The 25,534-nt window shown below is 72.2% G+C and carries 25 protein-coding genes, 1 tRNA gene and 4 pseudogenes; 17 read left to right on the top strand and 13 right to left on the bottom strand.

All coding sequences use genetic code 11. From position 1 onward, the window contains the following. The first annotated feature begins 73 nt into the window (after positions 1-73). The gene (locus P0R35_RS06590; protein WP_284014399.1) at positions 74-247 is read left to right on the top strand and encodes a hypothetical protein; all 174 of its coding nucleotides are present in this window, start codon (positions 74-76) and stop codon (positions 245-247) included. 68 nt (positions 248-315) lie between these two features. Here P0R35_RS06590 and ppk1 read toward each other — a convergent pair whose 3' ends face one another. Further along, positions 316-2,826, bottom strand: coding sequence for a polyphosphate kinase 1 (gene ppk1 / locus P0R35_RS06595; protein WP_284014400.1), 2,511 nt, complete (start codon positions 2,824-2,826; stop codon positions 316-318). Between the two features lie 252 nt (positions 2,827-3,078). Further along, entirely contained in the window at positions 3,079-3,843 is a 765-nt protein-coding gene (locus P0R35_RS06600) for a metallophosphoesterase family protein (RefSeq protein ID WP_284014401.1), read from the bottom strand. 277 nt (positions 3,844-4,120) lie between these two features. Between P0R35_RS06600 and map the strand changes: the two genes are divergently transcribed. Next, complete coding sequence (map, locus tag P0R35_RS06605) at positions 4,121-5,014, top strand: type II methionyl aminopeptidase (protein WP_284014402.1); 894 nt, start codon at positions 4,121-4,123, stop codon at positions 5,012-5,014. A 108-nt stretch (positions 5,015-5,122) separates the two neighbouring features. Here map and P0R35_RS06610 read toward each other — a convergent pair whose 3' ends face one another. Continuing rightward, complete coding sequence (locus P0R35_RS06610; protein ID WP_284014403.1) at positions 5,123-5,323, bottom strand: DUF7835 family putative zinc beta-ribbon protein; 201 nt, start codon at positions 5,321-5,323, stop codon at positions 5,123-5,125. Between the two features lie 182 nt (positions 5,324-5,505). On the opposite strand from P0R35_RS06610, the gene P0R35_RS06615 reads away from it, so the two are divergent. Further along, positions 5,506-6,054: an HIT family protein gene (locus tag P0R35_RS06615; RefSeq protein WP_284014404.1), complete on the top strand. Its 549-nt coding sequence runs from the start codon at positions 5,506-5,508 to the stop codon at positions 6,052-6,054. Between the two features lie 87 nt (positions 6,055-6,141). After that, positions 6,142-7,107, top strand: a complete 966-nt coding sequence (locus P0R35_RS06620; protein WP_284014405.1) for a winged helix-turn-helix domain-containing protein — start codon at positions 6,142-6,144, stop codon at positions 7,105-7,107. A gap of 18 nt (positions 7,108-7,125) precedes the next feature. Here P0R35_RS06620 and P0R35_RS06625 read toward each other — a convergent pair. Further along, positions 7,126-8,665 (bottom strand): annotated as a pseudogene (locus P0R35_RS06625) (amidohydrolase). Between the two features lie 118 nt (positions 8,666-8,783). Between P0R35_RS06625 and hmgA the strand changes: the two are divergent. Continuing rightward, positions 8,784-10,004, top strand: a complete 1,221-nt coding sequence (gene hmgA, locus P0R35_RS06630; RefSeq protein ID WP_284014406.1) for a hydroxymethylglutaryl-CoA reductase (NADPH) — start codon at positions 8,784-8,786, stop codon at positions 10,002-10,004. Between the two features lie 46 nt (positions 10,005-10,050). Here the strand turns inward: hmgA and P0R35_RS06635 are convergent, their stop codons facing one another. Both P0R35_RS06635 and P0R35_RS06640 read right to left on the bottom strand, forming a co-directional pair. Next, the gene (locus P0R35_RS06635; protein ID WP_284014407.1) at positions 10,051-10,413 is read right to left on the bottom strand and encodes a hypothetical protein; all 363 of its coding nucleotides are present in this window, start codon (positions 10,411-10,413) and stop codon (positions 10,051-10,053) included. Between the two features lie 42 nt (positions 10,414-10,455). Next, positions 10,456-10,980 carry a DUF5817 domain-containing protein gene (locus P0R35_RS06640; RefSeq protein WP_284014408.1) on the bottom strand — a complete coding sequence of 175 codons (525 nt, stop codon included), beginning with the start codon at positions 10,978-10,980 and terminating at the stop codon, positions 10,456-10,458. Between the two features lie 113 nt (positions 10,981-11,093). On the opposite strand from P0R35_RS06640, the pseudogene P0R35_RS06645 reads away from it, so the two are divergent. Next, positions 11,094-11,436, top strand: a pseudogene (locus P0R35_RS06645) (cupin domain-containing protein). Positions 11,437-11,463: 27 nt separating this feature from the next. Here P0R35_RS06645 and P0R35_RS06650 read toward each other — a convergent pair. Beyond that, on the bottom strand, positions 11,464-12,072 hold the full coding sequence (locus tag P0R35_RS06650; protein WP_284014409.1) for a DUF6149 family protein: 609 nt from the start codon (positions 12,070-12,072) through the stop codon (positions 11,464-11,466). Between the two features lie 161 nt (positions 12,073-12,233). Between P0R35_RS06650 and P0R35_RS06655 the strand changes: the two genes are divergently transcribed. The 3 genes from P0R35_RS06655 to mptA all read left to right on the top strand — a co-directional run bounded on the left by P0R35_RS06655 (position 12,234) and on the right by mptA (position 15,140). Then, on the top strand, positions 12,234-13,478 hold the full coding sequence (locus P0R35_RS06655) for an NAD(P)/FAD-dependent oxidoreductase (RefSeq protein ID WP_284014410.1): 1,245 nt from the start codon (positions 12,234-12,236) through the stop codon (positions 13,476-13,478). Positions 13,479-13,699: 221 nt separating this feature from the next. Beyond that, positions 13,700-14,116: a DUF7124 domain-containing protein gene (locus P0R35_RS06660; RefSeq protein WP_284014411.1), complete on the top strand. Its 417-nt coding sequence runs from the start codon at positions 13,700-13,702 to the stop codon at positions 14,114-14,116. A gap of 97 nt (positions 14,117-14,213) precedes the next feature. Continuing rightward, a complete protein-coding gene (gene mptA / locus P0R35_RS06665) occupies positions 14,214-15,140 on the top strand; it encodes a GTP cyclohydrolase MptA (RefSeq protein WP_284014412.1) in 927 nt (308 codons plus the stop codon). A 60-nt stretch (positions 15,141-15,200) separates the two neighbouring features. On the opposite strand, the gene P0R35_RS06670 is transcribed toward mptA, so the two are convergent. Both P0R35_RS06670 and P0R35_RS06675 read right to left on the bottom strand, forming a co-directional pair. Then, entirely contained in the window at positions 15,201-16,004 is an 804-nt protein-coding gene (locus P0R35_RS06670) for a TrmB family transcriptional regulator (protein WP_284014413.1), read from the bottom strand. A gap of 73 nt (positions 16,005-16,077) precedes the next feature. Beyond that, on the bottom strand, positions 16,078-17,643 hold the full coding sequence (locus P0R35_RS06675) for a DUF255 domain-containing protein (RefSeq protein ID WP_284014414.1): 1,566 nt from the start codon (positions 17,641-17,643) through the stop codon (positions 16,078-16,080). Positions 17,644-17,830: 187 nt separating this feature from the next. On the opposite strand from P0R35_RS06675, the gene P0R35_RS06680 reads away from it, so the two are divergent. The 3 genes from P0R35_RS06680 (at position 17,831) to P0R35_RS06690 (ending at position 19,259) form a co-directional block, all read left to right on the top strand. After that, positions 17,831-18,397, top strand: coding sequence for an FxsA family protein (locus P0R35_RS06680; RefSeq protein WP_284014578.1), 567 nt, complete (start codon positions 17,831-17,833; stop codon positions 18,395-18,397). Positions 18,398-18,503: 106 nt separating this feature from the next. Next, positions 18,504-18,577 (top strand) — tRNA-Ile (locus P0R35_RS06685). A gap of 277 nt (positions 18,578-18,854) precedes the next feature. Next, positions 18,855-19,259, top strand: a complete 405-nt coding sequence (locus P0R35_RS06690) for a type IV pilin domain-containing protein (protein ID WP_284014415.1) — start codon at positions 18,855-18,857, stop codon at positions 19,257-19,259. A gap of 285 nt (positions 19,260-19,544) precedes the next feature. Here P0R35_RS06690 and P0R35_RS06700 read toward each other — a convergent pair. Then, positions 19,545-20,776, bottom strand: a pseudogene (locus P0R35_RS06700) (GNAT family N-acetyltransferase). A gap of 102 nt (positions 20,777-20,878) precedes the next feature. Between P0R35_RS06700 and P0R35_RS16280 the strand changes: the two are divergent. After that, positions 20,879-21,247, top strand: coding sequence for a DUF7996 family protein (locus tag P0R35_RS16280; protein ID WP_321170452.1), 369 nt, complete (start codon positions 20,879-20,881; stop codon positions 21,245-21,247). A 248-nt stretch (positions 21,248-21,495) separates the two neighbouring features. After that, a pseudogene (locus tag P0R35_RS16620) lies at positions 21,496-21,657 on the top strand (alkaline phosphatase family protein); the annotation flags it as partial. A 58-nt stretch (positions 21,658-21,715) separates the two neighbouring features. Here P0R35_RS16620 and P0R35_RS06710 read toward each other — a convergent pair. Next, positions 21,716-21,856, bottom strand: a complete 141-nt coding sequence (locus P0R35_RS06710; RefSeq protein WP_284014416.1) for a hypothetical protein — start codon at positions 21,854-21,856, stop codon at positions 21,716-21,718. Between the two features lie 49 nt (positions 21,857-21,905). Between P0R35_RS06710 and P0R35_RS06715 the strand changes: the two genes are divergently transcribed. From P0R35_RS06715 to P0R35_RS06725, 3 genes are all read left to right on the top strand, one after another. Continuing rightward, complete coding sequence (locus tag P0R35_RS06715; RefSeq protein WP_284014417.1) at positions 21,906-22,610, top strand: alkaline phosphatase family protein; 705 nt, start codon at positions 21,906-21,908, stop codon at positions 22,608-22,610. A gap of 73 nt (positions 22,611-22,683) precedes the next feature. Continuing rightward, positions 22,684-22,932 (top strand): DUF8006 family protein, encoded by a 249-nt coding sequence (locus P0R35_RS06720; RefSeq protein ID WP_284014418.1) that lies wholly within the window; start codon positions 22,684-22,686, stop codon positions 22,930-22,932. Between the two features lie 84 nt (positions 22,933-23,016). Beyond that, positions 23,017-23,895 carry a homoserine kinase gene (locus tag P0R35_RS06725; RefSeq protein WP_284014419.1) on the top strand — a complete coding sequence of 293 codons (879 nt, stop codon included), beginning with the start codon at positions 23,017-23,019 and terminating at the stop codon, positions 23,893-23,895. Between the two features lie 22 nt (positions 23,896-23,917). Here the strand turns inward: P0R35_RS06725 and P0R35_RS06730 are convergent, their stop codons facing one another. Next, positions 23,918-24,367, bottom strand: coding sequence for a thiol-disulfide oxidoreductase DCC family protein (locus P0R35_RS06730; protein ID WP_284014420.1), 450 nt, complete (start codon positions 24,365-24,367; stop codon positions 23,918-23,920). 256 nt (positions 24,368-24,623) lie between these two features. Next, the gene (gene pdxS, locus P0R35_RS06735) at positions 24,624-25,532 is read right to left on the bottom strand and encodes a pyridoxal 5'-phosphate synthase lyase subunit PdxS (RefSeq protein WP_284014421.1); all 909 of its coding nucleotides are present in this window, start codon (positions 25,530-25,532) and stop codon (positions 24,624-24,626) included. Between the last annotated feature and the right edge of the window lie 2 nt (positions 25,533-25,534).

The raw sequence follows: 25,534 nt of genomic DNA on the forward strand, positions 1-25,534 counted from the left end.
AGCCACCCGCGGGCCCGCGCCGGGACCGGCGTCGCGGGGGTGGCTTGAAGTCGACGCCGGTCGCTGGCCGTATATGGATCTCTCCGAGCCGACCGACGCCGTCACGATCGGTGTCGGCGTCGGCGCGGTCGTCGCCCTGCTCGTGTACGTCGCGAACTACCCGACGCTGTTCGCGGTCGGTACCGGCGGGTTCGTCGCCGTCGTCGTCGCGGCGGTGCTGTTCGGGCGGACGCTGAAGCCGGAGTGAGCGCGGCGCGGTGAGGGAGGGGAGACGCTCGGGCGACCGCGGCCCGCGTCCGGCCCTCGCTTCCGTGGTTACGGGTCCCCGACGTCCGTGTACACCTCGTCGAGGTCGACCTCCGGCTCCCGGCCGGGGTCGTTCGACGCCGGCCGCGTGTCGGCCTCCGGCGCGCTCCGGCGCGCGCGCTCGGCGAGTCGCTCGTGGGTGTCGAGGACCGGGTCGCCCTCGCCGGGTTCCAGTTGGGCGTAGCTCCCGTCGGGGCGCATCATCCACCGCCGGCGGTTGTCCGCGAGCATGTGCGCCAGCACCGTCTCCAGCTCCGCCCGCACGTCGGGGTCGTCGACGGGCGCGACCGCCTCGACCCGGCGGTCGAGGTTGCGCGTCATCCAGTCGGCCGAGCCGACGAAGTACGCCGGTTCGCCCTCGCCCTCGCCGTTGGCGAAGTAGTAGATCCGGGAGTGCTCGAGGAAGCGGCCGACGACGCTGTGGACCCTGACCGTCCCCGACAGGCCCTCGATCCCCGGTCGGAGCCGGCAGATCCCGCGGACGATCAGGTCGATGTCGACGCCGGCGCGGGCCGCGCGGTACAGTTCGCGGACGATCTCGGGGTCCTCGAGCGCGTTCATCTTGGCGACGATGCGGCCGTCGCCGCCTTCGCGGGCGACCGCCGCCTCGTTGCGGATCAACTCGGTGACCCGCGACCGGAGGTTCTCCGGCGCGACGAGCAGGCGGTCGTACTCGCGGTGGCGCGCGTGGGTGGTGAAGGAGTTGAACAGGTTCACGAGGTCGCCGCCGATGGCCTCGTCGGCGGTGAACAGCCCCAGATCGACGTACCCCTTGGCGGTGCCGGAGTGGTAGTTGCCGGTGCCGACGTGGGAGTACGTCGCCACGTCGCCGTCCTCCTCGCGGACGACCAGCGCCACCTTCGAGTGGGTCTTGAGGCCGATGGTACCGTAGGCGACGTGGATCCCCTCCTCCTCGAGCCGTTTGACCCACCGGAGGTTGTTCTCCTCGTCGAAGCGCGCCTTCAGCTCGACCATCACCGCGACCTGTTTGCCGTTCTTGGCGGCGTCGATGAGGCTCCCGATCACCTTCGAGTCGGGGGCGGTGCGGTAGATGGCCGCCTTGATCGCGAGCACGTCCGGGTCGTGAGCCGCCGCGTCGAGGAACGTCTGGACGGTGCCGCCGAACGAGTGGTACGGGTGGTGGACGAGCACGTCGTCGCGCCGCAGTTCCGCGAACAGGTCCTGCGGCCGGTCGGCGTCGACCCCGGCGAACCGCGGGTGGCGCTGGGGCGTCCACGGCTCCGGCTTCAGGTCGGGGCGGTCCAGATCGACGATCGCCTCGAACCCGTCGAGGGCGAGCGGCTCCGGCCGCACGAACACCTCGCGGTCGCTCACGTCGAGGTGTTCGACGAGGAGGTCGCGCACCTCCTCGGGCGTGTCGTCGGCCACCTCCAGCCGGACGACCGTCGCGAAGCGACGCTGCCGGAGGACGTCCTCGATCATCTCGATGAGCCCCTCGGCGACCTCCTCGTTGCGTCGCACCTCCGCGTTGCGCGTCACGCGGAACGTCGACGCCGACACCACCTCGGCGTCGGGGAACAGCGTCTCGAGGTTCGCCTCGATCAGCCGCTCCAAGGGGAGGAACCGGTTCGTCTCCCCGTCGGTCGCGGTCTCGGCGGTCTCGGTGCCGCCGGGGTTCGCACACACCGCGTCGACGGGGACCAGTCGCGGGCGGTTCTGCGGCACCTTGATCCGCGAGAACCGCTGTTCGCCGTCCTCGTCGCGGGTCAACACAGCGATCGACAGCGAGAGGTTGGAGATGAACGGGAACGGGTGGGCGGGGTCGAACGTCAGGGGCGTGAGCGTCGGCATCACCTGTCGCTCGAAGTGTTCGGCGAGGCGGTCGTGCTCGCGCTCGCTCAACTCGTCCCACGAGACGACGTTGATGCCCGCCTCCCTGAGCGCGGGCTCGATGGACTCGGCGTAACACCGCGACTGCCGCTCGAAGATGTCGCGCGCGTGGTCGAGCACCGCCTCCCACTGCGCTTGCGGCGTGCGCCCGTCGGGCGTCGTCTCGGTGACGCCCGCGGCCAACTGCTGTTTCAGCCCGCCGACGCGCTTCATGAAGAACTCGTCCATGTTCTTCGTCGTGATGCCGAGGAACCGCAGCCGGTGGAGCAGCGGGTTCCGGTCGTCGGCGGCCTCGTGGAGGACGCGCCGCTGGAAGGCGAGTTCGCTCAGCTCGCGGCTCAACTGGACGGTTGGGTCGTCGACGTCGACGGCGGCGCCGTCGTCGATGGCCTCCTCGGCCAGCGGCTGGGTCTCGGCGCCGAAGCGCGCCCACGGTACGGGCGGGGCCGACGGGTCGGCGGGGGCGTCGGTCGCGGGCGCCGACCCTCCGTCGTCGGCCGGCTCCGCGGCGGCCTCGACGAGGTCGTCGTACGGGAGCCGGTCGATCGGCCGGGCGGCGTCGCGGTCGTGCTCGGCGTCCGTCCGCGGCGGCTCGCTGGCTGTGCGGGTCGCGTCGTCCGCGTCCCCGCCGTCGCGCTCGACGTCGGGCTCGGGGGTGGGATCGGTCATCGAAGCGTCGTTGGTCGAACGTCACTACGACGGGGCGTAAGCGTTCCCGTCAGTTCGGTACGGACCGGTCCGTACTCGTGGTGGGAGCTATGTAGCGACCGGGCGTCGCGGCCGCGGCGCTCGCGGGGAGATCGTGTACTCCGGAGGAGGCCGCGGGACGGGGGCGCGGGGAACCGGCCGACCGGGACGCGAAGACGGCGCCACGGAGGACGGCGGGTCGGCGCGGGGGCGCGGGGGCGCGGCGAGTGTCGGTCAGTCGGACTCGCTCTCGACGGCGAGGGTGTGGCCGCCGGTCGTCGAGGCGGTGCCGAACGGCGGTTCGAGGATCTTTCGCTCGGCTCGCTCCTCGGCGGTCCCCTCGGGCGACACCGAGTGGAACGTGTCGCGGCGCCAGTCGTAGGCGGTGAGGTCGCCGCCGTACACGCAGCCGGTGTCGAGGCCGACCGCGAACTCGCGGACGACCGGGCGCGCGAGCACGGTGTGCCCGAAGAAGACGCGCTCGGGGCCGGCGTACTGCTCCCACCAGTACGGGCGGTCGCCGTAGGAGCCGCCGGGCTGGAGCGAGCGGTTGTTCTGGAGGTCGTCGACGGAGTGCTCCGTCAGCGGGACCCGCGGGTCGACGCCGCCGTGGACCACCAGCGCGCCGTGGGTGTCGTCGTCGCCGGCCCACGAGATGGCGACCGGGAGCGACGCGATCCAGTCGAGGTCGTCGTCGGTCAGCTCCGGCAGCTCCTTGTCCCCGCGGAGGAGCTTCTCCTCGTTGTTCCCGCGGACGGTGAGCATGTTGTCGGCGTCGCGGACGCGCTCGACCACGCCCTTGCTGTCGGGGCCCTTGCGAACGAGGTCGCCGACGAACACGACGAGGTCGTCGTCGGTGACGTCGAGGGCCGCCAGCAGGCGGTCGAGTTCGTCCGGACACCCGTGTACGTCGCCGACGACGTAGACGTCCGACCACGCTGACACGTCGACCCGTCTATGGAGTTGTTCGACCTCCGGCCCGAATCGCGGCGCGCTCATCGGCGGATCCACGTCCCCGGAGGGTAAAAACGCCGCCTAATAGGACTATTGAGTAAACAATTGACGCGGGGGGCCGACCGAAGACCCGGGCCGGCGCGGCCCGCCGCCGCCGGATCCCGTCGCCGTCGCTCGGATCGCCGGCATCCCGTCGCCCGGCGGCTCCCGTGAGACCGACCCGTCCGTCGGCGTCGATCGGTCGAGTCGGTCGCGGGGACGCGCGCCGCTCGCACACGGCGGTAGCGCAACCCCTTTCCCCGCCTCAGTCGAACGCCCGCGCATGACTGCCCTCGACGAGGACGTCCTCGAGAAGTACCGCGAGGCCGGCGAGATCCTGACGACCGTGATGGGCGAGGCGCGCGAGATGGTCGAGCCGGGCGCCACGCACCTGGAGGTCGCCGAGTACGCCGAGGAGCGCATCCGCGAGGCGGGGGCCGGACTCGCGTTCCCGGTGAACGTCTCGATCGACGAGGAGGCGAGCCACGCGACGCCGGAGCGCGACGACCCCACGGAGTTCGGCGAGGACGTCGTCTGTCTCGACATCGGCGTCCACGTCGACGGCTACATCGCCGACGCCGCGGTGACGGTCGACCTCGCCGGCGAGACGGAGCTGGTGGAGGCCGCCGAGCAGGCGCTGGACGCCGCCGTCGACGCCGCGGGCCCCGGCGTCCCCGTCGGCGAGATCGGCGCGGAGATCGAGGACGTGATCGACGCGTACGGCTACACGCCCGTCTACAACCTCTCGGGCCACGGCGTCGAGCGGTTCGACGCCCACACCGGGCCGAACGTCCCGAACCGCGGCGTCGACCGCTCGGTCGAACTGGAGCCGGGGCAGGTCGTCGCCATCGAGCCGTTCGCGACGACCGGCCGCGGGAAGGTCGGCGAGGGGACCGACGAGGAGATCTTCGAGCTGACGCAGGACGTCTCCGTGCGCAACCGCGCGGCCCGACAGGCGCTGGAGCAGGTCCGCGAGTTCGACGGCCTCCCGTTCGCCGCGCGCTGGCTCGACTCCTCGCGCGACGAGATGGCGCTGCGGCGGCTCGTCCGGCAGGGGGCGGTGAAGGGGTACCCCGTCCTCAAGGAACAGGACGGCGAGCTGGTGAGCCAGGCGGAGCACACCCTCGTCGTCACCGAGGACGGCGTCGAGGTCACGACCGCCGGGCTGTTCTCCTGAGGCGGCGGCGGGCGCGGTCGCTGGGGGGCGGTGAACGCGGTCGAAGGTCCCCCCGGGCCGCTCCTGATCGGCCCCGCGGGATGGTCGTACGGTGCAGGCAGGTGGGTACTACGCGTTGTTCATCCGTGTCGCCGTCTCGGCACCACACTCGTTACACGTCGTGATCCGGTAGGGCTCGCGGGAGAACTCGGCGTTTTCCTCCTTCTCGCTCTCGGTGCGGATCTCGACCCGCACGTCGTGCGTCGTCTCCCCGCCACAGTCGACACAGCGCTCGGTGACGTGGTCGGGATCGGAGGGTTGGGTCGCCATGCGCTCCCGTCTACAACGCTGAAGCCGATAAAGGTAGTACGTGGCCCATAAACCTTTGCCTACCGCGCCCGAGACCGGCCGAACGGGAGCTATCCCGCCAGAGGCGGGCGGATCCGGGGAGCGCCGTCGTTCGGCGGCGGGGGACGCGTGGGGTTGAAGGGTCGGCCCGGCGAGCGCCGACCATGGATCAGGTGTTCGCGCCGTGGCGGATCGAGTGGGTCGAACGCGACGGCGACGAGGGGGGGATCGACGGCTGTCCGTTCTGCGTCCTCCCCGAGCGGGACGCCGACCGCGACTCCCGGATCGTCGCGCGCTCGGCGCACGCGTTCGTCCTCCTCAACAACTACCCGTACAACCCCGGTCACGCGATGGTGATCCCGCGCGTGCACGAGGGCGCCTACGAGGCGCTCGACGGGGACGTGCTCCTCGACCACGCACAGTTGACCCAGCGGACGGTCCGCGCGCTGAAGGACGCGCTCGACCCCGCCGGCGTCAACGCCGGCCTGAACCTCGGCGGCGCGGCCGCCGGCGGGTCGATCGACGACCACCTCCACACGCACGTGGTACCCCGGTGGGAGGGGGACACCAACTTCATGCCGGTGATCGCTGACACCAAGGTGATCGTCGAGGCGCTCGACGACACGTGGGAGCGGCTCCGCGACGCCTTCGCCGAACAGGAGGACGCCGCCGTCGACGGCGACGACGCCGCGGTTCGGCTGTCGCTGGGGTGAGCGGGGTCGCGGCGACGGCCGTCGGGGGCGGCCCGCCGGTCCGCCGGCGACCCAACGGCTTTGGCCGATGCCGACGCACGTGCCGCCATGAGCCGATCCGTCGACGACCGCGTCGACCGCGCCGACGGGGCGGACCTCGCGCCCGCCGAGGCGTTCGCCCTCCTCGGCAACGAGACGCGCATCGAGATCCTCCAGGCGCTCCACGAGGCGACCGTCGAGTGCGTCGACGACACCCCGATCCAGTTCTCGGAGCTGTACGACCGCGTCGACCTCGACGACAGCGCCCACTTCAACTACCACCTGAAGCAACTGCTCGACCACTTCGTCCGCAAGGTCGAGTGCGAGCCGGCCGTCGACGCCGCCGAGGACTGCGTCGAGGGGTACGAGTTCCGGACGCCGGGGTGGAAGGTCGTCCGCTCGGTGTTCGCCGGGACGTTCACCGGACGCAGCGAACTCGGGCCGTTCGACGCGCCCGGCGACTGCTACGAGTGCGGCGGCGCCCTCGAGGCGCGCTACGCGAACGAACTGCTCACCGTCGCCTGCACCGACTGCGGGCGCACCCCGGTGAACTACCCGTTCCCGCCCGGGGGCCTCGCAGACCGGACGCCCGCGGAGTTCCTCGACGCGTTCCACCACCACGTCCGCCACCACTACTGTCTCGCGGCCGACGGCGTCTGCCCCGAGTGTATGGGCCGGATGGAGACGAGCGTCACGACGGAGACGGCGATGCCCGGACAGGAGGTGGCCGTCGAACACGTCTGCGGCCGCTGTGACAACCGCCTCACGAGCGCGGTCGGCGTGAACCTCCTCGACACCGCGCCGGTGCTGACCTTCTTCGCCGAGCGCGGCGTCGACCTCACGACCGACCCGTTCTGGACGCACCCGTGGACCGTCAGCGACGTGCACACGACCGTCGTCGCCGAGGACCCCCTGCGCGTCCGCCTCGACCTGCCGTGCGACGGGGACGCGATCCGCGTCACCGTCGACGGGACGCTGCAGGTGCTCGCCGCGGAGCCGGTCGACCCCGCAGACGCGAGCGACCTGTCGGCGTAGCGCCCCGCCGCCCCCGCCTCAGCGGTCGTCGTACACGACGTCGCCGTCGACGGCCGTCAGCGCGACCTCGACGTCGCGGACGGCGTCCGGGTCGTCCCACGGCGACCCGTCGAGGACACGAAGTCGGCGCGCTTCCCCGTTCGAGCGTGCCGAGGCGGTCCTCGTCGAAGCCGGCGTACGCCGCGCCCGCGGTGTACGCCCGCAGCGCCTCGGTGACGCTCAGCGACTGCTCCTCGCTGGGCGCGTTCACCGCGTAGTGGACGCCCAGCAGCGGGTCGAGCGGCATACAGTCGCTGCCGAACGCCAGCGGCGCGCCCGCCGCGCGGTAGGCGGGGAGGCGGTTGGCGTCGGTGCGGCGGTCGCCGAGGCGCGCGTCGTACAGGCCGCCCTCGAACCCCCACTTGTGGAAGTTCGGCTGCACGGACGCGACGACGCCGAGGTCGGCCATGCGCTCGATGGCGTCGTCGCTCGCGAGTTCGCTGTGCTCGACGCGGTGGCGCGACTCCCCCGGCGCGTCGGTGTCGGCGTACGCGTCGAGCACGGCGTCGACGGCGGCGTCGCCGATGGCGTGGAGCGTCACCTGGAAGCCGTGGGCGTCCGCGCGCGAGACGAGGTCGTCGATCTCCGTGGGGTCGAGCACCCACGTCCCCGTCTCCTCGGCGTCGTCGGCGTACGGCTCGTGGAGCTTCGCGGTCCGGCCGCCGAACGTGCCGTCGGTGTACGACTTCACCGCGCCCGTCGCCACCATGTCGCTCCCGTGGTTCGTCCGCAGACCGGCGTCGATCAGCGAGTCCAGGTGGTCGGCCCAGTAGTTGATCCGCACCCGGAGGGTGAGGTCGTCCGCGAGGTCGAGCGCGCGGTACACCTCCGGCGCCTTCGACCGGCGCACCATGTCGTGGACCATCGTGACGCCGCGGGCGTTGGCCGTCGCCTGCGCCGCGCGGACCAGTTCCGCGGCCTCGTCGGCGTCGGGTTCGATCGCCTCGTACACCGGGTCGACGGCCTCCTCGACGATCACCCCGGTCGGCTCGCCGCGCTCGACGCGGACGTCGCCGTCGGGCATCTCGCCCCCGAGCAAGTCGAACACGGGGTCGTTGACGCTCGCGACGTGCATGTCCTCGCGGAACGCGACGACGGGCGCCGTCTCGCTGACCGCGTGGAGGTCCTCGCGGGTGAGGTAGCGCGACTCGTTCCACGTCGACTCGTCGTAGCCGAAACCGAGCACCCACTCGCCGGCGTCGGTGTCCACCTCTGCCGCGCGCTCGCGGAGCCGGTCGACCGCCTCACCGGGGGAGTCGGCCGTCGAGAGGTCCGCGTGGACGAGCGTCCGGCCGGCGTTGAGGAGGTGGGTGTGGGCGTCGATCAGCCCGGGGATCGCGACCCGTCCCTCGGCGTCGAGCGTCTCCGTCCCCGCGCCCGCGAGGAACCCCACGTCGTAGTCGGTGCCGAGGCGGACGACGCGGCCGTCGCGCACCGCGAAGGCGTCGTACGTCTCGTCGGGCTCGGCGAGCGTGTGTACCTCGGCGTTCACGACGACGAGGTCCGCTGGTTCGGTCATGGTCCGTTGTCGTGGGTGGTGTGGGATTAACCGTTCGGGAGGGGCCTCGGCGTCCCGGTCGCCCGCGACGACCCCGCGGATCGACACGCCTTAGCGACACCACCCACCACACCTCCGTATGACCGACACGGACGCCGGGGCGCTCGCCGAGCGCGTGCGCGACGGCGACCTCCGTCTGTACGAGCTGGAGGAGCACGCGGACGCCGACACCGCGGCCGCCGCGCGCCGCCTGCTCGTCGAGGAGCACTCCGGCGCCGACCTCTCGACCAGCGGCGACTACGCGTTCGACGCGGCCGTCGCCGACAGCGCCATCGAGAACATGGTCGGCGCGATCCAGATCCCGCTGGGCGTCGTCGGCCCCGTCGACATCGACGGCGGCGCCGTCTCCGGCGAACACTACCTCCCGATGGCGACGACCGAGGGCGCGCTGCTGGCCTCCGTCAACCGCGGGTGTGCGGCGCTCAACACCGCCGGCGGCGCGGGCGCCCGCGTCCTCAAGAACCGGATGACACGCGCGCCGGCCTTCCGCGTCGCCGACGTCGCCGAGGCCGAGGCGCTGTCGTCGTGGGTGCGCGACAACGTCGACACGCTCCGGGAGGCCGCCGAGGCGACGACGAGCCACGGCGAACTGAAGGAGGCGACGCCGTACGTCGTCGGCAACACGGTGTTCGTCCGGTTCGCGTACGACACGAAGGACGCGATGGGGATGAACATGGCCACGATCGCCACCGAGGCCGCCTGCGACGTCATCGAGGCCGAGACGACCGCCTCGCTGGTCGCGCTCTCGGGGAACCTCTGTACGGACAAGAAGCCCGCCGCGGTCAACGCCGTCGAGGGGCGCGGGCGCACCGTCGCCGCCGACGTGACGGTGCCGCGCGAGACGGTCGAGCGGACGCTGAAGACGACGCCGGAGGCCGTCGCCGAGGTGAACACGCGCAAGAACCTCGTCGGCTCGGCGAAGGCCGGGAGCCTCGGCTTCAACGCCCACGTCGCCAACATGGTCGCGGCGATGTTCCTCGCCACCGGGCAGGACGCCGCGCAGGTCGTCGAGGGCGCGAACGCCATCACCACCGCCGAGGTCGACGCCGACGGCGACCTGTACGTCTCCGTCACCGTCGCGTCGCTCGAAGTCGGGACGGTCGGCGGCGGGACGAAGCTCCCCACCCAGTCGGAGGCGCTGGACGTGCTCGGGGTCCGCGGCGGGGGCGACCCCGCGGGGAGCAACGCCGACGCGCTCGCGGAGTGCGTCGCGGTCGCGGCGCTGGCGGGCGAGCTGTCGCTGCTGTCGGCGCTCGCCTCGCGGAACCTCTCGTCGGCCCACGCCGACCTCGGTCGGTAGCGTCCCCCCGCCGAGTCGGTGCCGGGATCGACCGCGAGCTACCCCGTCAACGCTCGTCGGCGGCGGCCGCCAGCGTCCGGATCAGCCACACCAGCCGCGGCCGGACCCTGAGCGGGTCGCCCCAGAGGTGGGCCGCCAGCGGCGCCTGGAACGCCGCGGCGGCGAAGAAGAACGCCCCGACCGCCGGGTGGAGGTACACCCACGCGGCGACGCCCGCTGCGCCCTCCCACACGAGGAGGGCGTAGGCGGCCGCGCCGTGCATCGTGAGCAACACCCCCAGCAGCGAGACGAAGGTGGCGACGAACAACAGCGCCGCGTACGGCGGCTCCCCGGGGGCCGCCTCGACTTGGACGAGGCGACCGGCTCGAACCGTCGCGAGGGCGAGCGCGTCGACGACGCTGTGCGACATACCCGTGCTCCCGACCGGGCCGGGATAAACGCTCCGGGGCGGTTACAGCAGGCGATACTCGCCGCGCGACTCGGTCGCCTCGCCCCGCCGCGTCAGGCGGTCGAGGAGGTCGCGGGCGGCGTCCGCGGGGACGCCGTGGTCGGTCGCGTACTCGACGACGGCCGCCTCCGTCCGGTGCCCCTCCCGGAGGGCGTCGCGGACGACCTCGTCACGCGAGCGCGACGCGTCCGAGTCGGCCTCGCCGGCGGCGGCGACCGCGTCGGCGTCGAGGCCGGCGCGTTCGAGGTACTCGCGGTCGTCGACGGCGCCGTCGAACTCCTCGACGGCCCGCTCCAGTTCGGTGACCGTGCCGGCGCGCTCGAACGCGTCGGCGTCGCCGCGCTCGTCCGCGAGGAGCTTCGCCCGCGCCTGCGCGGCGGCCGCGCGGTCGTCGGTCTCGTAGAACCGCTTCAGTCGCTTCGTGGGGTGGCGCGTCGCGCACTTCGGACACGTCGCCGACTCCTGGGCGTCCGGGTCCGAGAGCAGCCAGTAGGTGCCGCAGGAGCGACAGCCGACGACGGCGTACATACCCGGCCTTGCGCCTCGTGGCGATTGAACCTTTGCCAGCCCGCCGCCGCGCCGGGGGGCCGACGGGGCGGCGCGGGCGCGGAACTAAGTCGCGCCGCGCCGGCGGGTGTCGTATGGAGCACGAACCACACGACCCCGCGGGGGACACCGAGGCCGTCCCGGGCGTCCACCTCGCACAGCTCGCGACCGGCGAGGCGATGAGCGTCCAGCACTTCACCATCGAGCCCGGCGCGGACGTTCCCCTCGCACAGCCACCGCCACGAACAGGCCGGGTTCGTCACCGCGGGGACGCTCACGTTCCTGCTCGCCGACGGCGAGGAGGTCGTCTGCGAGGCGGGCGACTCCTACGTGCTCGCGGGCGAGGAGGTCCACGGCGCCGAGAACAGGGGCGAGGAAGTCGTGGAGGGGGTCGACGTGTTCAGCCCGCCGCGGCCGAACCCGGACTGGCAGGCGTAGTCGTCGCGAGCGGGGTCGCGGCCGGCGTCAGTCGGCCTTCGCCTCGTCGTCGAGGTCGGCCTCCTCGGCGCCGGGCGCCATCGTCACGTCCACGTCCGCCGGCTCCTCGCGGCCGCCGACGTGCATCTCGCCGTCGGGGGCCTCGACGTACGCGTCGTCGGCGAACCCGGCGACCGCGTTCTCGAACGCTCCCTCCTCCATCCGCTCGGGCGTGCTCGGCGCCTCGGCGACGCCGTCGGCGGGGCGGAAGTCGCCGAGCGGGTCGTCGATGGTGATCCCGTGGCGCTCGAAGAAGCGCTGGTAGCGCCGGTAGTGCTCCTCGAGTTCGTCGGCCGGGATCTCCATCATCTCCGCCCAGCCGTGGTTGAAGAAGTCGAAGTTGGCCTGCACGTGCGTGATCTCGCGGGCCTCCGCCTCCGGGAAGCCGGCCTCCAGCGCCGCGACGTACGTGTCCATCGTCGCGTCGAAGAAGTCGTCGAGGTGGGCGCGGCGCGCCTCGCGGTTCTCCTCCTCGGTCTTCCCGAGGAAGATGTCGGTGTGCATCCCGACGAGCTTGTCGTTGACGTAGCCGCCGACGACCGGCGTCGTGAGGGCGCGCTTGGCGGCCCAGTGGCGGACGTTCTGCCGGAGCTTCATACGCCAGCGTTGGGTCCGGACGCTCTTGAATGTGCGGCGAACCGGCGGACCCGACCGGCCGCGGAACCGCGCGCTCGGCCCCCGAGAGACCCGTGGTACGGACTGGCGTGAAGCCTCACGTCGATAGCAACCCACATTAACCCCGAATCCGAAGCCCGGGTATGAGCGAGTCGTTCGTCATCATCGGCGACGGGATCGCCGGCAGTTCCGCCGCCGAGACCCTCCGCGAGGAGGAGCCCGACGCCGACATCACCGTGATCACGGACGAGGGAGAGGCCCTCTACAATCGCATCCTCATCAAGGAGTTCGCCAAGGGGAAGCTCCCGGAGGCGCCCATCTCCATCCACGACGACGGGTGGTACGAGGAGCGTGACATCGACCTCGAGCTGAACACGCTCGTCGTCGACATCCGCACGGACGCCCACGAGGTGGAGACCCACACCGGCGACGTGCTGGAGTACGACAAACTCCTGCTCGCCGTCGGGGGCACGCCCCAGCAGCTCCCCGTCGAGGGGAGCGACGCCGAGGGGGTCCACCACTTCTGGACGTTCCAGGACGCCCGCCGGATCCGCGAGTCCGCCGAGTCCGCCGAGGACGCCGTCATCGTCGGCGCGGGGCTGCTGGGCATCGACCTCGCGGCGATCTGTGGCGCGCAGGGCGTCGAGGGCAAGTACCTGATGCGGGGCAACTCCTGGTGGCGCTACGCGCTCGACGAGGAGGGCGCCGAGATCATGCACGAGGCGATGCGCGAGCGCGGCGTCGAACCCGTGTTCGACTCCGGCGTCGACCACTTCGAGACGGACGACGACGGCCACGTCACGGCCGCGGTCGACCCCAACGGCGACCGCTTCGAGGCGGACTTCGCGGGCGTCGCCATCGGGCTGAACCTCAACACCGAACTCGTCGAGGACACGCCCATCGAGACGGACGACGGCATCGTCGTCGACGAGTTCATGCAGACGAGCGACCCGGACGTGTTCGCCGCCGGCGACATCACCCGCTTCCACGACGTGATCCTCGGCGAGCAGGCGCAGAACGGCGCGTGGGGGAGCGCCAAGGAGCAGGGCACCATCGCCGCGAAGAACATGATCGACCACGGCTCCGAGGAGTTCCGCTGGGTCTCCTCGTACTCCATCACGCACTTCGACTTCCCGTTCCTCTCCTTCGGCCACCCGACGCTCGGCGACGACGAGGTCATGAAGAAGTTCGGCGACGACGAGTGGCGCCGCCTCGCGCTGAAGGACGGCAAGATCGTCGGCGGCGTGCTCATCGGGAACCTCGCCCCGCAGTCGGCGTACAAACAGCTCATGCGCGAGCAGGTCGACGTGAGCGGCCAGACGGACCTGCTCATGACCGACGGGTTCTCGGTGGACGACCTCGAGACCGAGGGCGCGACCGCCGAGTAACCCCGCGACGTTCGCGACGACCCGCTCCCGTCGCTTCTCCGATCGACGCCGGACGAGTCCACAGCGTCGGCGCCGGCGGTGCGTCGAGCCGTCCCGAAGGGAGAGACGGGACGGAGCGGTCGGACGCCGACGCCCGGCCGCCGCCCGAACCCGCGGACGGGGCGGCGGGTCACCGGCCCGCGGACCGACACCGTTTTCGGCGCTACTCTCGGAGGACGGGCATGGACAACGCCGGTTCGAGCGACATGACGCTCGCGTTCGAGTTGGACGCGCTCAAGTCGTTGGCGGACCCGAACGCGGTGTTCAACGACGCCAGAGGGTGGACGGAGTACGTCGGCGTGGTGTCCGAGAAGCCCACGTACGTCGTCACCAACTTCACCCGCAAGCACCGTGTCCGGCAGGACTTCTTCTCCGGCCCGCGGGGCGTCCGCGAGTCGCTCGAGAACGTGAAACGGCAGTTCGACACCGACCGGCACGTGTTCGTCGGCGTCGGCGACGACGACCGCGCGGTCGCCGAGGAGTGCGGGTGGGAGTTTCTCCCGCTGGAGCAGGCCGCGGAGGCGGCCGGGTGGACGACGACCGACCCCGACGACGGGACCGACCCCTTCGAGGACGACTCGCGCGACGACTGGCCGTAGGCGCCCGCCGAAGGCGGTCGGGGACCGGGGTGCAACGCCATGAAGCTTCACCTTTCGAAACCACTAATCGCCGTCGTCCCGTGTACGTATTCACTCAATGAGCCACCAGTTGCCGGACGTGCAGGCCAGTCGGCCGGACGTCTCCGTCGGGCTGAGCCAGGTCGGCGTGACCGGCGTCGACAAACTCGTGAAGATCGACCGCGGCGAGGACCGTCCCTGGGTGTTCATGGCGGAGTTCTCGGTGTTCGTCGACCTCCCGGGCGAGCGCAAGGGGATCGACATGAGCCGGAACATGGAGGTGATCGACGAGGTGCTGGAGGCGGCGACGCGCGAGGAGGCGTACCGCATCGAGGACGTCTGCGGCGACGCCGCCGACCGGCTGCTCGAGAAGCACGACTACACGACGACCGCCGAGATCGAGATGACGGCGGAGTTGGCGACCCGGGAGGACACGCCGGCGTCCGGCCGCGAGACGCAGTCCACGTTCACCGTCGTCGCCAGCGCGGTCGCCGACGAGGAGGGGACCCACGAGGAGATCGGCGCGGAGGTCACCGGAATGACGGTGTGTCCGTGCTCGCAGGGGATGTCCGAGTCGCGGGCCCGCGAGAAGCTGGACGACCTCGGCGTCGACGACGAGACGGCCGAGGCGTTCCTCGAGGCCGTCCCCCAGCCGGGACACTCCCAGCGCGGCCACGCGACGCTGACGTTCACCGCCGACGGCACCCCCGAGGTCGACCTGCTCGACGTCATCGAGACCGCCCGCGACTCGATGAGCGCGCGCATCTACAACTACGCCAAGCGCCCCGACGAGGACCACATGACGTACGAGGCGCACGCCGACGCGAAGTTCGTCGAGGACTGCGTCCGCACGATGGCCGAGGACGTCGTCGAGACGTACGACCACCTCGACGACGAGGTGGTGGTCCACATGAAGCAGTCGAACGACGAGTCGATCCACCAGCACAACGCCCACGCCGAGCGCGAGGTCACGATGGGCACGCTGCGGGACGAACTGCGCCACTGACGCCGGCTCTCCCGCCCGTTCTCGTCGTCCGGGAGCCCGCGGACACGCGGGAGCCGCCGACTACAGCGACAGCGGCGAGGCGTCCGCCCACCGCTCGCGGAACGTCCGTCGGACGTCGCCGGCGAACTCGGGGTCCTTGAGGTCGATCATCGCGAACGACTCGCCCGGGTCGACCGGGCTCGGCACCTCCATGCACACCTCCGCGTCGTCGACGAGCGTGAACGTCCCCCGCAGCCCGGCGGCCGTCCGCACGTCGAAGTTCGGGTGGTCGGCCATCCGTTCGAAGTAGCGCTCGCCGACGCTCTCGGGGAGCTGGGCGGGCAGTTCCTCCGACAACAGCAGCGACACGTCGACGCCGCGCGCCAGCGCCGCCTCCAGTTCCTCGGCGACGGACTCGCCGGCGTCGCCGATGTCGAGCCCGGAGGCGGGCGCGGCCGCGATCATCACCACGCGGTCGTCGGCCGCCGACAGCCGTTCGAGCAGCAGGTCGGCGGTCTCCTCGGGGCCCAGCGCGGCCGTCCAGAACTGCTCGTCCGGCGGGTCGCCCGCCTCCAGCTCCGTCGACAGCTCCTCGACGACGGCCTCGTACTGCTCGGCCTGCTCGTCGAGTTCGCGCTTGCGTTCGTCGAGCAGGCGGTCGAGGGCGGCGTCCGGCTCGACGGCGAGGTACTTCTTCGGCCGACTCGCGGCCTGACTCCGCGCGAGACGGTGTCGCTCGAGGCTGTTCAGTACGTCGTACACGCGCCCCATCGGGACGCCGCTGGCCTCGGACAACTCCTTGGCCGTTGCCGGGCCGGCGTCGAGCAGCGCCCGGTACGCCCGTGACTCGTACTCGGAGAGGCCGAGGTCGCGAAGGTCTGCCATACACGCGGCAGGGGCCGGGGGGTCAAAAACGCTCCCCGGTTTATCGAGCGCGGCGCGTCGCCGCGGTGCGGGGCTACCGGGCGGTGTCCGCCACCAGCCGCATCAGGTCGTCGGGCGACTCCGCGGGGGCGGCGTCACGGCCGCGGAGCCCGGCTGTCCCGTCGGGCATCCGGTCGCTGTCCGGGACGACGACCTTCTCGTGGTCGGCGACGCGAAGCGCCGCCCGGTGGAGGTCCGAGCCGGCGGGGGCGCCCACGTCGACGACGAGCGGGTCGCCCACGAGGCGTGCGGCCACGGAGCCGTAGCCGGCGACCTGCACGCCCATGCGCTCGGTCGCCCCGGCGAAGGCGCCGACGGCGGCCTCGGCCCGCTCCCGGTAGCGGTCCTCGCCGGTGAGGGCGGCGAGGTCGAGGAGCGCGTCGGCGAACTCGACGACGCCGTCGATGGGGCGCAGCGGGCGGTCGAGCATCCCCGCCCCCGCGGCGGGCCCGTCGCGGAAGGCGTCCGCGTCGCCGAGCACGTCGAGGCCGCGGTCGGCGACCGCGCGGGCGACGTCGACGCCCGCGCCGCGGACGGACGCCGCGCGGCAGAACGCCGCCGTCACGCGCGCCACGTCCGACAGCAGGTCCGTCTCGGTGTCGGCCGCGTCGGCGTGGCGGACCGTCCCGTCGTCGGCGACGAGCGTCTCGCGCAGGTACGCCAGCGTGTTCTCGGCCGCGTCCAGCGCGGCCCCGTCGTCGGTGTACGCCGCGAGCGTGAGCAGGGCGTCGGCGGCGAGGGCGTTGCCGCCGGCGTAGGCGGTGAGGTCGGTGCGGTCGCCCGCCGGGCCGACGCTGGCGCCGTAGGCGAACCCCGACCACAGGTCGGCGTCGAGGAACGCGCGGACCCCGTCGGCGACGTCGCGGTACGACTCGTCGCCGGTGTAGAGGTAGGCGTTGGCGAACGCGCGGAGGACGCCCGCGTCGTCGGCGAGGAGCTTCTCGCGGGCCGGGTCCGACCAGTCGCGCGCGCCGGCGTACCGGAACACGCCGCCGTCGTCGTCGACGAGGTTGCGCTCGACGGCGTCGAGCGTCCGGGTCGCCTTCGAGCGGTCACGCTTGAGGGCGAACTCGACGGTCCGGGGCATGGGGAACTTCGCGTCGTCGCCCCAGCCGGCGAACTCGGGGTCCCACTGGGCGTCGAGTTGGCCGGCGAGGTGTTCCTCGATGGCGGACGTGACCGGGCCGTGGGGCGTCTCGTCGCCCGCGAGCGCACGCGGCACGCGACCGGCGGACTCGCCGTTGTCGTCCCACGTCTCGCGCACACGGTCGAGCACCGAGCGGAACCCCTCGGGGCCGAGGTACGTGGCGCCGGTGAGCAGCTCCCCGGCGGGCGTGGTGAACACGGTCGAGGGGAACCCGCCCATGTTGTAGCGCTCGCGGACCCGGGGGTGGCGGTCGACGTCGACCCGCACGGGGACGAAGCCGTCGTTGACGTTGGCGGCGATACGGGGCTCGCCGAACGTCTCGACCAGCATCCGGTGGCAGTCGTCACACCACGTCGCGGTGAGGAACATGAGGACGGGCGTGTCGGTTCGGTCGGCCTCCGCGAACGCGTCCGGGCCCCACTCGCGCCACTCGACGCGGGTCTCGGCGGTCATACCGACGTTCGGGGTCCCCCGGGGGTAAAGTCGGCGTTCGCGGGCGGGGTCGCCCCGCGAGCGGGCCCCGGCGGCCGACAGCCACCGGCACGATCACCGGCACACGGGTCCGCGGCACGGTCGTGGCGATCGCGGTGTGACAACGAAAAGGGCTATACACGCCGCGCGGGGAACGCGTGGTATGCGCATCCGGGTCCGCTACCTGCTCGTCGCGTTGCTCGCGATCCCGCTCGCGGACGCCGCGTTCCTGCTGTACGTCGCCGCGGAGATCATCACCCCGGTGCAGACGGTCGCGCTCGTCGTCCTCACGGGGCTGCTCGGCATGCTGCTCGTGCGCGCCGAGGGGCGCCACACGCTGCGTGCCGTCCAGCGGAAACTGGCGGCCGGGGAGGTGCCGACCGGCGAGGTGCTCGACGGCGCGTTGCTCATCGCCGCGGGGGCGTTCCTCCTCACGCCCGGCCTCGTCACCGACGCGCTGGGCTTCCTCCTCGCGTTGCCGCCGACGCGGTACCCGATCCGGGAGGCGCTCCGGCGCTACGTGGTCGTCCCGTACCTCGACAACCAGGCCGAGGGCTTCGTGACCGGGAACGTCTGGACCGCTGGCTTCCCGAACGCCGACGCGGGAGACGGGAGCGGGACGGGCGCCGACGGCGCGCGGCGCGTCGACTTCGGCGGCGGGTCGTCGTCCGCCGGCGACGACGTGGTCGACGTGGACTTCGAGGAGGTCGACGACGACTCGGAGCGGGAACGGTGACCGCCGTGGCGACCGCTCCCCGGGTCGTGCAACCGCATGACGTGGCGGCGATGGCGAACGGAAACGCTTAACCAATCCCTCCCACTACGACTGAATGCGCTCACCTGGGCCAATAGCTCAGTCAGGTTGAGCGCTCGGCTGATAACCGGGAGGTCCGCGGTTCAAATCCGCGTTGGCCCATCCACTATCCGGCTGCTGACTGGCCGGATGAAATTGGGCCGTATGGCTCCCCAGCCACCCAATTTCCGTATCCTACACCGCACAGAGTCGTCTTCATCTGGATTCCGTCGATCCGACCGCCGGGTCGTTGCTCGCGGCGTCGCCGTCGACCGTAGTCCGTCGATCACGCGGCGGTATCAGCGTGGATAGCTGGGGCGCCGCATTGAAGTCGGTCCCGAGGAGAGGTTCGGCCGACACAGGGCGTCAGCGGGTCCCCCGCTCGCCGTGTACTGCAACCATGGATATCACACGACTACTCGACGACGACCGAGCCGTGTCCCCCGTCATCGGCGTCATCCTGATGGTGGCGATCACGGTGATCCTCGCGGCGGTCATCGGATCGTTCGTCCTCGGCCTCGGCAACAGCGTCCAGCAGACCGCACCGAACGCGAACTTCCAGTTCGACTACAACAGTACGGGAGTAAACGCGACTCACACTGGCGGAGAGACGATCCCCGGTGATGCCGATCTGAACCTGACCGTTAACGGCACGTCTTACGCTAACGCCGGTGCAGATTCGGTCTCTGCCGGCTACACGCTCCGAGCGAACCCTGGAATTAGCACGGGCGACGCCGTCCGCGTCGTCTGGACCTCCGCGACCGGCGAGACCTCCCAGGTCCTCGCCGAGGACACCGCGCCGTAGCGTCGTCCGACCGCCGACCACAGTTTTCGATTTCCACGTCGCCGCCACCGAGGCGGCGCAATCCGTCCGACGTCACCGGATCCGAGTCACGGTGACCGCGACTTCCACGCCACAGTCACAGCGAACCCGCGCGTCCCGTCGATTGACGGTGTGCGTGGACCCGCACTCGGGACAGCTCACGTCCACCTCGGGCGCTCTCATACTGGCAACGTATCAACGAATTAGTATCAATCTACTGTATCGTATCCCGTCGCTCGACGTTGACGAATCGATCGGCCGCGTCGCTCAGAAGTGCTCCCGGAGGAACGGATCGGTCGGCGGGAACGCGGCTCCAACCGCCTCGCGAGCGCGATCGTCGGCGACGGTGACGGCGCCGAGGGCGACGAGCCGGTCGACGTCGTGGGAGCCGACCGCGAGCCGAGCCAGCGCGCCGGCGTCCAGCGACGCGTCGGCCGCCCCGGCTCCGCCGGAGCGACCGACCCGCGCCCGTCGGCGACCCGGAGGCGGACGGCGCCGTCGTTCCAGGGACACGTCCCGTCGGTCACGTCGAGGACGGCGTCCGTCGCGACCCCATCGGGGTACGCGAGCGCTTCGAGCGCGCTCGCGACGTCGACGAGCCGAACCATCGGCCCCGGGCGGACCGTCGTCTCGGCGGCCCGGGGGTCGTCCAACTCGTCGAACAGCCGCGTGTCGGCCGGGCCGGGGATGCGGACGCGCTCGACCTGCGAGTCGTGCGTCCGGCAGAACCGGAGGAGGTGGTCCCGGGCCGCGCGGTCGCGGTGGGCGAACTCGCTCACGGCCATCGTCTTGCCGTCGTCGTCGTCGGTAACGGTGTAGACGACGTACCCGCCCAACGCGTCGCCGGCGTCGCCCGCGGTCCAGCCGTACACGTACGGGTCGGTGTCCCACGACTGGAACACGCGGCAGCGCCACCAGTCCTCGCCGCGGTCCAGACGCAGGTCGTCGCTCGCCCACGCGTCGTACACCGCGTCGAGTCGCGGCCAGTCGTCCGCGTCGAGCCGTTCGAACGCCCCCGCCGGCTCCGGACACGCCGACGCGAGGGCGTCTGGCGGGACGGTGATCCGCGACGTGTCGTTGACGCGGGCGTACCCCAGCCGGCGATAGAACGGGAACTCGAAGGGCCAGAGCGCGGCGAACGCGACCCCGTCGTCGCGGAGCTCCCGGTGGACATCCGTGAGCAGGTCGCGCACGAGTCCCCGGCGGCGGTACTCCGGCGGCGAGGCGACCGCCGAGACGCCGGCCACGTCCCGGAACGCACCGCGGATCCGCGCCGAGAAGTCGTAGTAGCCGCAGACGACCGCGAGGTCGTCGGCGACCGGGTCGCCCCCCTCGGCCGCTCGCCCGTCCGGCGGGTCGTAGAGGCCGCGGGCGTGGAACGACGCGGGCCGGTCCGGGCCGTCGGGGGAGTAGTCTGGGCCGCGTTCGGGCGAGAAGGCGTACACCAGCGCGGCGTCGAACGCCGCCTCGTGGTCGTCGGGGACCGCTCGGTACTGCATGCGGAGGCAGGTCGGCGACGGGCCAAATGGCTTGTGGAGCCGTGCGGGTCGTCGCCGCGGCGAACCGCGGGGTTCTCGGTTCCGGAGGCCCGAGTGTACGGCATGGCCGACAACACGCGGCTCCGCGACCGACTCACCCGCGACCGACTGTTGCTGGCGGCGGTGTTGGTCGTCGGGATCGCCGGCACCGGCATCGTCCGTCGACAGCTCGGCGTCCTCGGCTACAACGGGCTCGGCCGGCTCGTGTTCATCGCCGGCTACGGGCTCACCGTGTTCCTCGTGTGGTACGGCTGGATCCGGCCGCTCGACATCACCGGACCGGGCGCGAGCCGCGGCGTCGACCGGGACAGCGACGAGCGCGGCCCCGGCGAGGGTGACCGACCGAACGGCGGCGAAGGAGGCGACGGCGCCGACGCAGCCGACGACGGCGCGACCGCGGACGCCGCACGCGAGGACGCGACGGACCGCTGACCCAGCGGCGAGCCGAAAGGGTTTCGCGACCGCTCCGTGACACGACGCCCGTGAGCGACGACGCCCCCGACCGCGGACCCGGGACGGACGAGGCGGCCGAGGAGCGGCTCCCCGACGACGACTACCTGTTCCCGGCGTACGCGGACTACTGTTTCGCGAACGTGCCCGGGACGGTCGCGAGCGTGCTCGGCGCGGACGCGGGCCGTCGGCTCCCGAGCGACACCGTCCCGGACGGCGAGTACTCGAACGTGGTCGTCGTCCTCGTCGACGGTCTCGGGTGGGACCGCTACCGCGCCCGTCGCGAGTCGGTCCCGCTGCTCGACACCCTCGGGGCCGCGGGTCGGGCGTCCCGGCTGACGTCCGTGTACCCGAGCGAGACGGCCGCCGCGATCACGACGATGCACACGGGAGCGACGCCCGCGGAGCACGGGCTGCTCGGGTGGAACGTGCTGTTCCGGGACGCGGGGGTCACGGGGAACCCCCCTCCCGTTCCTCGCGCGCGACGGCGACGACCTCGGCGAGGCCACGGACGGCGCGGTGACCGGCGACGACCTGTTCGACGCCGAGCCGGTGTACGAACGGCTCGCGGCCGCCGGGGTCGACAGCCACGCCGTCCAGCACGAGCGGATCGCCGGGGGGGCCGTACTCCGAGGCCGCGATGGCGGGCGCGACGATCCACGGCTGCGGGTCGCTCCCGGAACTGGCGGTGACGGTCAGACGGCTGCTCGAGGCGGCCACGGAGCCGACGTACGTGTACGCCTACTGGTCCGACGTGGACGGCGCCTCCCACCGCGAGGGGACGACCTCCGACCTGTACGACGCCGAGCTGGAGGCGGTGTGTGCGACCGTCGAGCGCGAGCTCGCGCGGGTCGACCCCGCGGTGGCCGCGGAGACGCTCGTCGTCCTCACGGCCGACCACGGCCACGTGAACGTCGACCCCGAGGCCGCCGTCGACCTCGCTGAGCTCCCGGCGGTGTGGGGCGCGCGCGACACCCACCCGGACGACACGCCGATCCGGCCGACCGGCGGGCCGCGGAACGTCCACCTCCACCTGCGCGACGGCGCGAGCGTCGAACGAGCGCGCGCACACCTCCGGCAAGCCGACGTCGACGCGCGCGTGTTGACCGGCACGGAGGCGTTGGAGGCGGAACTGTTCGGTCCGGGCGAGCCGTCCGCCCTGCTGCGCGAGCGCGTCGGCGACCTCGTCGTGATCCCCCGCGATCGGTCCGTCTGGTTCGGCGCCGAGGAGCGCGAACTCCGGTTCGTCGGCACCCACGGCGGGCAACACCCCGCCGAGATGACGGTGCCGTTCCTCGCGGCGCCGCTCGACCGGTGGCAACGGGGCCGGGCCGGCCGCGAGTGACCGCGACCGCGCCGGGAGAAACGAGCGAGAACGGAACGTTAATGCGGCGCCCGGGGCGAACTCCTACCAACAGATGATTCCGCTCCAGGTCGTCGACAGTTTCCTGCTCCCGTACAACGTCGGACAGGCGCTGCTCCTCGGGTTCGTGCTGACCACGCTCGCGACGCTGCCGGTCTCGCGGAAGGCCATGGCGCTCAACACGATGCTGTTCGGTATCATCTTCCTGCTGACGCCGCAGTCGCTGGTCCCCGTCCACTACCTCTTCCTCGGCATCGTGCTGTGCGTCGTCGGCCCGCTGGTGTTCGTCGTCGCGCGCCGCTGAGCCGGCCGTCGCCGACCGCCGCCGGGAGCGACCACGTTCGCGTCGAACGGCACCCTTTTGACCGCCGGGCCGGACCCACGCGGCATGGTTACCGCCCGCGCACCCGCGACCAGCGCGAACCTCGGCAGCGGCTTCGACACCTTCGGCGTCGCCCTCTCGCACCCGGCCGACACCGTCACCGTCGAGCGCGCGGAGGAGACGACGATCGAGGTCAGCGGGGCGGGCGCCCGGTACATCCCGACCGAGCCGAAGAAGAACGTCGTCGGCGCCGTCGCCGACGCGCTCGACGCGCCGGCCCACATCCACATCGACAAGGGCGTGCGCCCCTCCTCGGGGCTCGGCTCGTCGGCCGCCTCCGCGGCCGCGGCGGCGGTCGCGCTGAACGACCTGTACGACAGGGGGTACAGCGCACACGACCTCGTCCCGGTCGCCGCCGAGGGCGAGGCCGTCGTCTCCGGCGAGGCGCACGCCGACAACGTCGCCCCCGCCCTGCTCGGCGGGTTCACCGTCGTCCGCAGCGACGACGGCGCCACGAGCGTCGACGCGGAGCTCCCGCTGGTCGCGTGTCTCCCGGAGGTCGTCGTCTCGACGCGCGACGCCCGCCGGGTGGTGCCGGAGTCGCTGTCGATGGCGGACCACGTCGAGACGGTCGGCAACGCCGCCACGCTCACCGCGGGGATGTGCCGGTCGGACCCGGAGCTGGTCGGACGCGGCATGGACGACCCCGTCGTCACGCCGGCGCGCGCGGAGCTGATCACGGGGTACGCCGACGTCCGGGAGGCGGCGCTCGACGCGGGCGCGACCGGCGTCACGGTCAGCGGCGCCGGGCCGAGCGTCCTCGCGGTGTGTGAACCGGGGCGCCGGCGGAGCGTCGCCGCGGCGACGGTCGAGGCGTTCGCCGACGCCGGGGTCGGCGCGCGCGCCTACCAGACGGAGGTCGGTTCGGGCGCGACGGTGCTGTAGGCGCCGGCGCCCGCGCCGACGCTCACTCCAGCGCGCGCTCGGCGAAGCGCTCCCTGACCTCCGGCTCCGGCACCTCGCAGGCGTCCTTCTTCCCGAACACGTCGTACCGGTACTCGGCGACCAGATCGTACACCGCGTCGCGCACGCCGAGCGGGAGCCACCGGCCCGCCCACGCGAGGCGCCACGGGAGGCCGAGGCGACGGGCGACCCGCAGCGCCGCGGTCGACTTCCGGTACGTCTCGTCGCCCTCCACGAGCACGAACGAGTCGTGGTCCGCGGTCGGCAGCCCGCGCTCGCGGAGGAGCGCCTGCCCCACGGGGGAGTCCAGCGGCGCGAACCGGAAGACGCCGGCGTCGTCGTGGCGAACGAGGAACCGGATCGTCCGGTGACAGAGGTTACAGACACCGTCGAACAGGATCACCGGGTGTCGGTGGGGGTCGACGTCGGCGAGCGGGTCCGCGTCCTCGGCCATACCGTGGCGTAGGTGCCTGCCGGGTTTCAACGTCGCGGCTGGCCGCGGGGTCGCGACGTCGTGCCGTAGCGTGGCGTCGCAACCGGTTCTGTGCGGCGGCGGGCGGGCGACACGCTCCGGGATCCGCGGGACGGCGTGTCGCACACCCGCGTGCGCCCCGCGGCCGGCGTCACGTCACGGCCGGGGGCTGTGGGCGCGTGTTCGGCGAAAAGCGTTCGCGGTGCGGGGTGGGCGCTCGGGCGGGGGCGGGGCCGGCTCAGACGCCGCGGCCCTGGAGCTTCTCCTCCTCGGGCATCGTCTCGTTGGCTTGGCCCTTCATGCCGGAGCCGATGTCGGTGGCGATCTCGACGAGCGTGTCGGGGTCGTCGTAGTTGTTGACCGCCTGCACGACCGCCTCGCCCATCGCCGTCGGGTCCTCGGCGCCGAAGATGCCGGAGCCGACGAAGATGCCGTCACAGCCGTGCTGCATCATCAGCGCGGCGTCGGCGGGCGTCGCGATGCCGCCGGCGGCGAAGTTGACGACCGGGAGGCGACCCATGTCGGCCGTCTCGTGGACCAGATCGCGGGGCGCCTCGTTGTTCCGGGCCCACTCCTCGCGCTCCTCGTACGCCATGCCGGAGAGCTTGCGGATGGCGCGCTGGATGTTGCGCTGGTGGGTGACGGCCTGGTTCACGTCGCCGGTGCCGGCCTCGCCTTTGGTGCGGATCATCGCCGCGCCCTCGTCGATGCGCCGCAGCGCCTCGCCGAGGTTGCGGGCGCCGCAGACGAACGGCGCGGTGAACTCGCGCTTGTCGATGTGGTACCGCTCGTCGGCGGTCGTGAGCACCTCGGACTCGTCGACCATGTCGGCGCCGGCGGCCTCGAGGATCTGCGCCTCGGCGGTGTGGCCGATGCGGGCCTTCCCCATCACCGGGATGGAGACCTCGTCGATGACCTCCCGCAGTTTGCCGGGGTCGGCCATCCGGGCGACGCCGCCGCGCTTGCGGATGTCCGCCGGCACCGATTCGAGGTGCATGACCGCGACCGCGCCCGCGTCCTCGGCGATGCGGGCCTGCTCGCGGCTGACGACGTCCATGATGACGCCGCCCTTCTGCATCCGCGCGAACCCGCGCTTGACGAGGTCGGTCCCCCGTCGAAGCTCCTCCAGATCGGTCTCCTCGCTCATAC

Origin of the sequence: Halobaculum litoreum, from assembly GCF_030127125.1 — an archaeon.
GTDB lineage: Archaea > Halobacteriota > Halobacteria > Halobacteriales > Haloferacaceae > Halobaculum > Halobaculum litoreum.

Coding starts and splice junctions, on each gene's coding strand:
- P0R35_RS06590 (WP_284014399.1), top strand. CDS start 74: ATGGATCTCTCCGAGCCGACCGACGCCGTCACGATCGGTGTCGGCGTC.
- ppk1 (WP_284014400.1), bottom strand. CDS start 2,826: ATGACCGATCCCACCCCCGAGCCCGACGTCGAGCGCGACGGCGGGGAC.
- P0R35_RS06600 (WP_284014401.1), bottom strand. CDS start 3,843: ATGAGCGCGCCGCGATTCGGGCCGGAGGTCGAACAACTCCATAGACGG.
- map (WP_284014402.1), top strand. CDS start 4,121: ATGACTGCCCTCGACGAGGACGTCCTCGAGAAGTACCGCGAGGCCGGC.
- P0R35_RS06610 (WP_284014403.1), bottom strand. CDS start 5,323: ATGGCGACCCAACCCTCCGATCCCGACCACGTCACCGAGCGCTGTGTC.
- P0R35_RS06615 (WP_284014404.1), top strand. CDS start 5,506: ATGGATCAGGTGTTCGCGCCGTGGCGGATCGAGTGGGTCGAACGCGAC.
- P0R35_RS06620 (WP_284014405.1), top strand. CDS start 6,142: ATGAGCCGATCCGTCGACGACCGCGTCGACCGCGCCGACGGGGCGGAC.
- hmgA (WP_284014406.1), top strand. CDS start 8,784: ATGACCGACACGGACGCCGGGGCGCTCGCCGAGCGCGTGCGCGACGGC.
- P0R35_RS06635 (WP_284014407.1), bottom strand. CDS start 10,413: ATGTCGCACAGCGTCGTCGACGCGCTCGCCCTCGCGACGGTTCGAGCC.
- P0R35_RS06640 (WP_284014408.1), bottom strand. CDS start 10,980: ATGTACGCCGTCGTCGGCTGTCGCTCCTGCGGCACCTACTGGCTGCTC.
- P0R35_RS06650 (WP_284014409.1), bottom strand. CDS start 12,072: ATGAAGCTCCGGCAGAACGTCCGCCACTGGGCCGCCAAGCGCGCCCTC.
- P0R35_RS06655 (WP_284014410.1), top strand. CDS start 12,234: ATGAGCGAGTCGTTCGTCATCATCGGCGACGGGATCGCCGGCAGTTCC.
- P0R35_RS06660 (WP_284014411.1), top strand. CDS start 13,700: ATGGACAACGCCGGTTCGAGCGACATGACGCTCGCGTTCGAGTTGGAC.
- mptA (WP_284014412.1), top strand. CDS start 14,214: ATGAGCCACCAGTTGCCGGACGTGCAGGCCAGTCGGCCGGACGTCTCC.
- P0R35_RS06670 (WP_284014413.1), bottom strand. CDS start 16,004: ATGGCAGACCTTCGCGACCTCGGCCTCTCCGAGTACGAGTCACGGGCG.
- P0R35_RS06675 (WP_284014414.1), bottom strand. CDS start 17,643: ATGACCGCCGAGACCCGCGTCGAGTGGCGCGAGTGGGGCCCGGACGCG.
- P0R35_RS06690 (WP_284014415.1), top strand. CDS start 18,855: ATGGATATCACACGACTACTCGACGACGACCGAGCCGTGTCCCCCGTC.
- P0R35_RS16280 (WP_321170452.1), top strand. CDS start 20,879: ATGGCCGACAACACGCGGCTCCGCGACCGACTCACCCGCGACCGACTG.
- P0R35_RS06715 (WP_284014417.1), top strand. CDS start 21,906: ATGGCGGGCGCGACGATCCACGGCTGCGGGTCGCTCCCGGAACTGGCG.
- P0R35_RS06720 (WP_284014418.1), top strand. CDS start 22,684: ATGATTCCGCTCCAGGTCGTCGACAGTTTCCTGCTCCCGTACAACGTC.
- P0R35_RS06725 (WP_284014419.1), top strand. CDS start 23,017: ATGGTTACCGCCCGCGCACCCGCGACCAGCGCGAACCTCGGCAGCGGC.
- P0R35_RS06730 (WP_284014420.1), bottom strand. CDS start 24,367: ATGGCCGAGGACGCGGACCCGCTCGCCGACGTCGACCCCCACCGACAC.
- pdxS (WP_284014421.1), bottom strand. CDS start 25,532: ATGAGCGAGGAGACCGATCTGGAGGAGCTTCGACGGGGGACCGACCTC.